Origin of the sequence: Luteococcus sp. (assembly GCF_043424415.1) — a bacterium.
Taxonomy (GTDB): Bacteria; Actinomycetota; Actinomycetes; order Propionibacteriales; family Propionibacteriaceae; genus Luteococcus.
On the sequence record NZ_JBHWOO010000036.1, the window covers coordinates 1 to 7,997 of the forward strand.

Consider the following 7,997-nt stretch of genomic DNA (forward strand, 5'->3'; position numbering starts at 1 on the left):
CCTGTGCCGGCGCCAAAGCCGGTCCGCGGGCGCCACCGCAGCCAGAGTCTCATAGGCTGTGCAGTGAGAAGTTCGACCCAGCGAGCTGGCGTCTCGACGCCAGGGAGGATGCACCGATGCCCCACCCAGTCACCCCGGCCGCGTTCAGCGCCGCCCAGGCGCCCGTCGCACTGACCAGCGTCCATCCCGCCGAGGACGGATGGATGGGCCGCTTCCAGCGCCGCAACCACGAGGCAACGCTGCCGCACGTGATCGCGAAGCTGCAGGAGACCTCCATGCAGAACCTGCGCAATGTGCGCGACGGCGTCAAGGCCGACCACATTGGCCCCAACAACTCCGACTCCGAGATCTACAAGGTCGTCGAGGCCATCGCCTGGGAGAACGTGCGCCACGGCGAGCTGGACTTCACCGACTTCGTCGACGAGGTGGTCGAGCTGGCTGGCGCCGTCCAGCAGGAGGACGGCTACCTCAACTCGTGGGGACAGGCCCAGCCCGACTACGAGCACTTCAGCGACCAGGCGATGGGCGACGAGCTGTTCACCGGTTCACACCTGGTGAAGGCCTCCATCACGCTGGCCCGCACCGGCCGCACCGACCTGCTGGAGATTGCCCGCAAGTGGGCCGACCTGGTGGTGGAGCGCTTCGGCCCCGGCAAGGAGGGCTACGACGGCCACCCCGGTATCGAGGGCGCGCTGGTCGAATTCTATCGCGAGACCGGGGAGAAGAAGTACCTGGAGACAGCCAAGGCGCTGCTGGACCGTCGTGGCCAGAACCGCCTGCGCTACGGCGCCCTGCCGTCGAGCTTCTTCCAGGACCACGAGAGCGTCCGCGACGCCCATGAGGCCCTGGGCCACGCCCGCCGCCAGCGCTACCTGGACTCCAGCTGCGCCGACATCCTGGCCGAGTACCCCGACGACACCGAGCTGCACAAGGCCCTGGTCGCCCGCTGGGACAGCGCCCATCTCTCGAAGACCTACATCACCGGCGGACTGGGTTCCCGCCACTACGACGAGAGCTTCGGCGCCCCTTACGAGCTGCCGCCCTCGCGCGCCTATGCCGAGACCTGCGCCAGCATCGCCGACGTCTCGGCCAACCACCGCATGCTGCTGCTCACCGGCGACGCCCGCTATGCCGCCGCCATCGAGCGCGTGCTGTACAACGCGCTGGCCGTGGGCGTGAGCGAGGACGGCACCCGCTTCTTCAGCTCCAACCCGCTGCAGGTGCGCAGCCGCCAGCGTGACGAGGACAACAACCGCATCGAGCGCGCCGAGTGGCTCAACCACTCCTGCTGCCCCACCAGTCTCGTGCGGCTGGCCGCCAGCATGGGCACCTATGTTGCGACCACCTCGGGCGCGACGCTGTCGATCCAGCAGTGGGTGCCCGGCACCATCGACCTGCCCGAACAGGTCGGCGAGGGCCACCTCGTGGTGGAGACCGGCTACCCGGCCAGCGGCCGCGTCACGGTCCGCCTGGAGGGCGAGGCCCGTCCCGGTGCCCGCCTGCGGATGCGGGTGCCCGCCTGGTGCGAGAAGCACTCGATGAGCGGCCGCAAGGCGCTGGTGGTGGACGGCTACATCGACCGTCCGCTGGTGGCGGGCTTCGAGGAAACCCTCGACTTCCACATGGAGCCCCGCTTCGTCTACGCCCACCCGCGCGTCGACGCGGCCCGTGGCTGCCGTGCGCTGCTGCGGGGACCGGTGGTCTACTGCGCCGAGGGCGTCGACAACCCACAGATCGAGAACCTGGTCTTCCACACCGAGGCCCAGGTGCAGGAGGCGGCCGAGGGCGAGCTGCCGAAGATCACGGTGCCGGCGAGCTTCCGCAAGAAGCCGCAGGCGCTGTACTCGCACACCATGGTGGCGGTGACACCCGAGGTTCGCGAGACCACCCTGGTGCCCTACTCCCAGTGGGGCAACCGCGGCAACAGCCCGATGCGCGTCTGGCTGCCGACGATCTGATCGTCTGGCTGACCAGCCGGCTCGGGCCGTTGGTCTGGCCCGCAGACTTGCGCAGACGGACCCAGGGGCCAGTGCAGAGGAGTCCTGCACTGGCCCCTGGGCCGTTCGTGGATCGCTTCCTGCTCTGCTCAGGGCTCGTCTAGCGGGACGACCGCCATCGGCACCGGGATGCTCGCCTGGGCACGTGCCACCAGCGCCCCGAGGAGGGGGGCCTGGCGCCCCGGTGCGAGCCTGGAGGCACCTACCACCGCGATACTGTCTGGCTTCCAGTCGACCTGGTCGATGACGTCGCCCAAACTGTCACCGTGGGTGACCACCACACTCACCCCGGCCACCCCGGCCGCCTTCTGTCGCGCCTCCTCGAGGGCCTCGGCCGCGTGCTGGCGCGCCTGCTCAGGCAGCTTGCGGTCGCGACGGGCCTTCACCCCGGATCGTGGACACGGTGGTGGTTGATTACGCTGCGGTTGGCAGCGGAGCGGCCCGGAGGGCCTCGTAAGTGTTCGGGGACAGGTATCCGCACCAAGAGTGGCGTCGTCGGGTGTTGTAGCGCACGAGCCAGCGAAAGTGAAGCGCCCCAGGTTCTCTGCCGCTCCTATACGGGTTGGGGCTCTCGGGTGAGCGCTTCGTAATGGGCGGCCTCGCGGGCGGCGCCGTCGTTCAGTTCGACGGTCACCCGCGGCGCCCCATAGGCCGGGTCCCCACCAGCTTTCGGGTCCTGCACGGCGCGGATCCGTGCAGCCAGGACAGCGTCGTCCTCAGCGCGCTGCTGACGGGCCGGGCCGGCTTTCTGCCAGGCATAGAATGAGGAGCGGGACAGCTCCAACACCTGGCACAACCGCTTCACCTGGTAGGTGGTCTGGTGGTCGGCGACGAACCAGAAGCGGTTGGCCAGCTCGTCTCCCCGGCGAAATACTTGGCCGCCTTGCCCAGGATGTCGCGCTCGGTCTCCACCCTGGCCTTGTCCGCCCGCAACCGGGCATTCTCGGCCTCCAGCCGGGCAATCCGAGTCGCCGTCGACTCACCAGCAGTGGGTTTGACGGTGACGGGCTCCTCGCCAGATCTCACGCCGTTGACCAAGTCCTTGACCCACAACGACAGGGTCCCGCGGGAGACGCCCAGCTCCCCAGCGATCTGCTTCAGCGTCGCGCCGGGCGTGGTCTCGTACAAGTCAACGGCCTGCGGACGAAACTCCATCGAGTAGAACTTCTGGGCCATGGTGATGATCATCTCGCTTCCTCCAGCCCATGCTGGATTCCACGTGTCCACAACCCGGGGTCAAGGCCCCCTTGGCGCTGCCGAAGGGCGGCGCAGAGGCCAGTTCCAGTTCCGCCAGATCACTGGCCATCACATGGCCGGTCATTGCCGTGGCAATGACATCGATCCGCTTGTCAACACCCTTGGGCCCACGCCCTGGGCTCCGAGGATCGCGTCGGTGTAGGGGTCGACGAGCAGTTTCAGCGCCATCTGTGTGGCGCCGGGGTAGTAGCCGGCATGGTCGGTCGGATGGGTGTGGATCGCGCGGTAGGGGCGCCTGCGGCACGCAGGCGCTTCTCATTCCAGCCGACGGTGGCCGCCTGTAGACCGAACAGGTCCACGATTGCGGTGCCGAGCACCGGACGGTCGCCGATCTCGCGGCCCATGATGCGGTCGGCGATCCGATGTCCCTGCAGGTTCGCCGTCTGGGCCAGCGGCACCAGGACCAAGCACCCATCGACGGCGTCATGCTTGGCCACGGCGTCACCGGCCGCGTAGATGTGCGGATTGCGCGTGGTGAGGTTCCGGTCGACGACGATCCCGCCATTGGGTGCGCACTCCAGGCCGCATCACGGGCGAGCTGCGAGTCAGGGCGCACCCCGATGGCGGCCACCACCAGGTCGGCATCCAGGATCGACTGGTCGGCGAGGGTCACGTCGTGGTCACCGATGGCGGTGACCGCGCACCCCAGGTGCAGGTCGACCCCGGCCGAGCGCAGCGCGTCGCGCAGGTGTGGCCATCTCGGGGTCGAGCGGTGCCAGGACTTGGTCGGTGGCCTCCACCAGCGCCATCTGCAGGCCCTTGCGAACGAGGTTCTCGGCGACCTCGAGACCGATGAAACCGCCGCCGGTCACCGCGTCGGTGCGGGCCTGCTGGGCGGCGGCAGCGAGCGCATCGGCGTCCTCGACATTGCGCAGGGTCAGTGCCCACTCGATGCCGGGGATCGACGGACCCACCGGTGTGGCACAGGGCGCCAGCACCAGCCGGTCGTAGTGCAGACGCCGGGCGGCGCCAGTGGCCAGGTCGGTGACGGTGACGGTGTGAGCTGTGCGGTCGATGGCCTCGGCGCGGGTGTTGACCAGTACGTCGATGTTGAAGCGGGCCTTGATGGCCTCGGGCGTCTGCAGCAGCAGGGCATCACGGTCGGTGATCACACCACCCACGTAGTAGGGCAGACCGCAGTCGGCGAGCGGAGGAGATGTGGCCCGACTTCGCCACGACGGTCATGGAGGCCTGCTCGTCGAAACGCCGCAGGCGGGCGGCGGCCGACATGCCGGCGGCGACGCCGCCGATGATCACGATGTCCATGGGACTTCCTTTCCGGAGGATGTCAGGGGGTGGCCGGGCGGGCTCAGCGGCCCAGACGACGCCGGGCACCCGGGCGGTGACGCCCGACCCAGACCCGGCCGTCGGCGCCCGTGGTGAACACGCGGCCACTGGGCGTGGGTATCGCGCTGTCCAGCTCGGCCCACAACTGGCCGACCAGGTGGTCGAGCTCACGTCGCGTCTGGTCGATCTGGTCGCGCAGCGCGAAGATTGAGGCCACCTGCGCGACGGGCATCCCGGCGTGCTGCACCATGTTGCGCGCCTGGCGCAGCCGGGCCACGTCGGCCCGGCCGTAGACGGGCTGGCCGGCCATGTCCTGGCCGGGATGCACGATCCCGGCCCGGGCGAAGGCATCCAGGGTGCGCGGGTGGATCCCGGTCAGGTGCACCACCTGGATGGTGGTGAACACGACGTTGTCACGCCGCTCGTGGTTGTTGCTGGTCATGGTCATTCCCTTCCCAGAATCGAGGCGCGCGGGTTGGTCTCACCCATCGCGCGGGCGAAGTCTCGGATGGCCTGCTTGGCCTGGTCATTCACGCTGCTCGGCATCTGCACCTGCAGGGTCACCAGCAGGTCACCGGTGCCGGCCTTGGTCTTCACGCCCTTGCCGCGCACCCGCAGCGTGCGGCCGTTGGGCGTGCACTCGGCCACGCGCACCGTCACCCGTCCACCGTCGAGGGTGGGCACCTCGATGTCGGCGCCCAGGATCAGCTCGTCGACGGTGACCGGCACGTCGAGGGTCAGGTCACGGCCCTTGCGGCCGAACAGCCGGTGCGGGGTGACGTGGACGCGCACCAGCAGGTCGCCGGCAGGTCCGCCGTTGACGCCGGTCGAACCCTTGCCCTTGATCCGGATGGTCTGCCCGTCGTCGACGCCGGCCGGGATGCGTACCTTCATCGTCCGCGACTGCGGCACCCGGGCGGTGCCACCGCACGAGCCGCACACCTGCGGCGGGTTGCCCGAGGTGATGCCGGCCCCGCCACAGGCCGTGCACGGCACCTGCGAGACCAGCTGCATCGACACCATCGTGCCGGCCACGGCCTCCTCGAAGCCGATGGTCACCTCACCCTCGATGTCGGCACCCTGGCGCGGGCCCTGCGGGCGGCGCCCACCGAAGCCACCGCCCTGGCCGAACAGGCCACCCAGGATGTCCTCGTAGCCGCCACCCTGGCCGAACAGGTGCTCGGCCGAGCCACCCGTGGAGTAGCTGTAGGTGAAGGGCCCACCACCGCCCTGGCCGTACTGGTCTCCGGCACCCGGGAAACCCGCACCGTACTGGCCGGCGCCGGATCCGTAGCCGAAACCGCCGTTGGCGACCATCTCGCGGATCTCGTCGTACTCGCGGCGCGAGTCGGGGTTGGACAGCACCGAGTTGGCCTCGGAGACCTCCTTGAAGCGGGCCTCCGCCGCAGCGTCACCGGGGTGCTGGTCGGGGTGGTTCTCGCGGGCCAGCTTGCGAAAGGCCTTCTTGATGTCCTTGTCAGAAGCGTCCTTGGAGACCCCGAGCACCTTGTAGAAGTCCTTGTCGACCCAGTCCTGGGCGCTCATCAGCGGTCCTCCTGTCCCGTCAGGTCATCGTGGGTGGTGGCCTCGGGATCGGGGTCACTGACCGCGACCCGGGCGGGGCGCAGCACCTTGTCATCGATGCGGTGGCCGGGCTGCATCACCTGCGAGACACAGGTCTGGGTGGCGCCGGGCAAGGGCTGCTGCATCAGCGCCTCGTGCAGGGCCGGGTCGAAGGCGTCACCGACCTCACCGAAGCTGGTCATGCCGTGACGGGTGGTGAGGGCCAGCACCTGGTCGGCCAGCACCTTCACCGGTCCGTCCAGCTGGCCGTGCTCGTCGGCCAAGCGGATAGCGTCGAGCACCGGCAGCAGCTCACCGAGCACCTTCTCGACACCGCCCCGCCGCGCCAGGTCGCGGTCGCGGTCTACGCGCTTCTTGTAGTTGACGTACTCGGCCTGCAGCCGCTGCAAGTCCTCGGTGCGCTCGGCCAGGCGACCTTTCAGCTCGGCCACCTGCGCGCGCAGCGCCTCGACCTGCGCGGCAGCGTCGAGCTCCTCAGCGGTCGTGCTCTGCTGACCGGTCGTGGTGGTCACGTCGTCTGCGCTCATCTGTTTTCCTCATGTCTGGTGGGTGGCAGCACCTGGCGGGTAGGCACTGCTGCGAATGGCCCATGGCCCCGCGAAGCGCCCGCAGGGGGGGTGCTGCGGGCCGATCGCGTGGCCACCGCCCGGGACGGGTGGGGCCGCGAGGCGACCCCACCCGGCGGATCACTTGTCGTCGACGATCTCCGCGTCGACCACGTCGTCGTCCGAACCACCGGCATCGGCCGGGGAGGCCTGCTCCTGGGCCTGCTCCTGGGCCTGCGCCTGACTGGCCGCATAGACGGCCTGGCCCATGGCGGCGGCCTTGGTGTTCAGGTCCTCCATCGCGGCCTTGACCTCGGAGTCGTTGTCGGTGCCCTTCAGGGCCTCCTTCAGCTTCTCCAGGGCCTCGACGACCGGGGCCTTGACCTCGTCACCGATGCTGTCGGCGTCGGCCAGCAGCTTCTCGGTGCGGAAGGCCAGGGCATCGGCCTCATTGCGCATCTCGACGGCCTCACGGCGCTTGCGGTCCTCCTCGGCGTGCGCCTCAGCGTCACGGACCATCCGGTCGATGTCCTCCTTGCCCAGCGCCGAACCACCGGTGACGGTCATCGACTGCTCCTTGCCCGTGGCCAGGTCCTTGGCGTGCACGTGCACGATGCCGTTCGCGTCGATGTCGAAGGTGACCTCGACCTGCGGCACGCCACGCGGGGCGGGCATCAGGCCGGTCAGCTCGAAGTTGCCGAGCGACTTGTTGTCGCGGGCGAACTCGCGCTCACCCTGATAGACCTGCACCATCACCGACGGCTGGTTGTCCTCGGCGGTGGTGAAGACCTCCGAGCGCTTCGTCGGGATCGTCGTGTTGCGCTCGATGATCTTGGTCATCACACCACCCTTGGTCTCCAGGCCCAGGCTCAGCGGGGTCACGTCAAGCAGCAGTACGTCCTTCACCTCACCCTTCAGCACACCGGCCTGCAGAGAGGCACCCAGCGCGACGACCTCGTCTGGGTTGACACCCTTGTGCGGCTCCTTGCCGGACAGCTCCTTCACCAGGTCCGCGACGGCGGGCATGCGGGTGGAGCCACCCACCAGGATGACCTGGTCGATCTTGTCGACCGAGGTGTTGGCATCCTTGATCACGGCATTGAAGGGCACCTTGCAGCGGTCCAGCAGGTCCTGGGTCATGCGCTGGAACTCGGAGCGGGTGAGCTTCTCGTCCAGGTGCAGCGGGCCCTCGGCGCCGGCGGTGATGTAGGGCAGGTTGATGCTGGTCTCCTGGGAGGAGGACAGCTCGATCTTGGCGCGCTCGGCAGCCTCCTGCAGACGCTGGGAAGCCATCTTGTCCTTGGACAGGTCAATGCCGTTCTTGTTC

Annotated in this window: 7 protein-coding genes and 2 pseudogenes; 1 reads left to right on the forward strand and 8 read right to left on the reverse strand. The window is 69.0% G+C overall.

Annotation, left to right across the window (positions count from 1 at the left end; all coding sequences use genetic code 11):
- Positions 1–116 precede the first annotated feature (116 nt).
- On the forward strand, positions 117–1,958 hold the full coding sequence (locus ACHFFZ_RS01830) for a glycoside hydrolase family 127 protein (RefSeq protein WP_394274962.1): 1,842 nt from the start codon (positions 117–119) through the stop codon (positions 1,956–1,958).
- 128 nt (positions 1,959–2,086) lie between these two features.
- On the opposite strand, the gene ACHFFZ_RS01835 is transcribed toward ACHFFZ_RS01830, so the two are convergent.
- From ACHFFZ_RS01835 to ACHFFZ_RS01870, 8 genes and pseudogenes are all read right to left on the reverse strand, one after another.
- On the reverse strand, positions 2,087–2,383 hold the full coding sequence (locus tag ACHFFZ_RS01835) for a hypothetical protein (protein WP_394274963.1): 297 nt from the start codon (positions 2,381–2,383) through the stop codon (positions 2,087–2,089).
- A 28-nt stretch (positions 2,384–2,411) separates the two neighbouring features.
- Positions 2,412–3,173 (reverse strand): annotated as a pseudogene (locus ACHFFZ_RS01840) (transposase).
- Between the two features lie 239 nt (positions 3,174–3,412).
- Positions 3,413–4,375, reverse strand: a pseudogene (locus ACHFFZ_RS01845) (FAD/NAD(P)-binding oxidoreductase).
- The gene (locus tag ACHFFZ_RS01850) at positions 4,350–4,520 is read right to left on the reverse strand and encodes a hypothetical protein (protein WP_394274964.1); all 171 of its coding nucleotides are present in this window, start codon (positions 4,518–4,520) and stop codon (positions 4,350–4,352) included. Before ACHFFZ_RS01850 ends, ACHFFZ_RS01845 begins: the two are co-directional and overlap by 26 nt.
- A gap of 43 nt (positions 4,521–4,563) precedes the next feature.
- A complete protein-coding gene (locus tag ACHFFZ_RS01855) occupies positions 4,564–4,983 on the reverse strand; it encodes a MerR family transcriptional regulator (RefSeq protein ID WP_394274965.1) in 420 nt (139 codons plus the stop codon).
- Positions 4,984–4,985: 2 nt separating this feature from the next.
- A complete protein-coding gene (locus ACHFFZ_RS01860; RefSeq protein ID WP_394274966.1) occupies positions 4,986–6,086 on the reverse strand; it encodes a DnaJ C-terminal domain-containing protein in 1,101 nt (366 codons plus the stop codon).
- Entirely contained in the window at positions 6,086–6,652 is a 567-nt protein-coding gene (gene grpE / locus ACHFFZ_RS01865; protein ID WP_129457910.1) for a nucleotide exchange factor GrpE, read from the reverse strand. Before grpE ends, ACHFFZ_RS01860 begins: the two co-directional genes overlap by 1 nt.
- Positions 6,653–6,811: 159 nt before the next feature.
- On the reverse strand, positions 6,812–7,997 hold a 1,186-nt coding region (locus ACHFFZ_RS01870), incomplete at its 5' end, for an Hsp70 family protein (protein WP_394274967.1).

Bases quoted from the DNA above. Each gene is read 5' to 3' on its own strand.
- ACHFFZ_RS01830 (WP_394274962.1), top strand. From the start codon at position 117: ATGCCCCACCCAGTCACCCCGGCCGCGTTCAGCGCCGCCCAGGCGCCC.
- ACHFFZ_RS01850 (WP_394274964.1), bottom strand. From the start codon at position 4,520: ATGGACATCGTGATCATCGGCGGCGTCGCCGCCGGCATGTCGGCCGCC.
- ACHFFZ_RS01855 (WP_394274965.1), bottom strand. From the start codon at position 4,983: ATGACCAGCAACAACCACGAGCGGCGTGACAACGTCGTGTTCACCACC.
- ACHFFZ_RS01860 (WP_394274966.1), bottom strand. From the start codon at position 6,086: ATGAGCGCCCAGGACTGGGTCGACAAGGACTTCTACAAGGTGCTCGGG.
- grpE (WP_129457910.1), bottom strand. From the start codon at position 6,652: ATGAGCGCAGACGACGTGACCACCACGACCGGTCAGCAGAGCACGACC.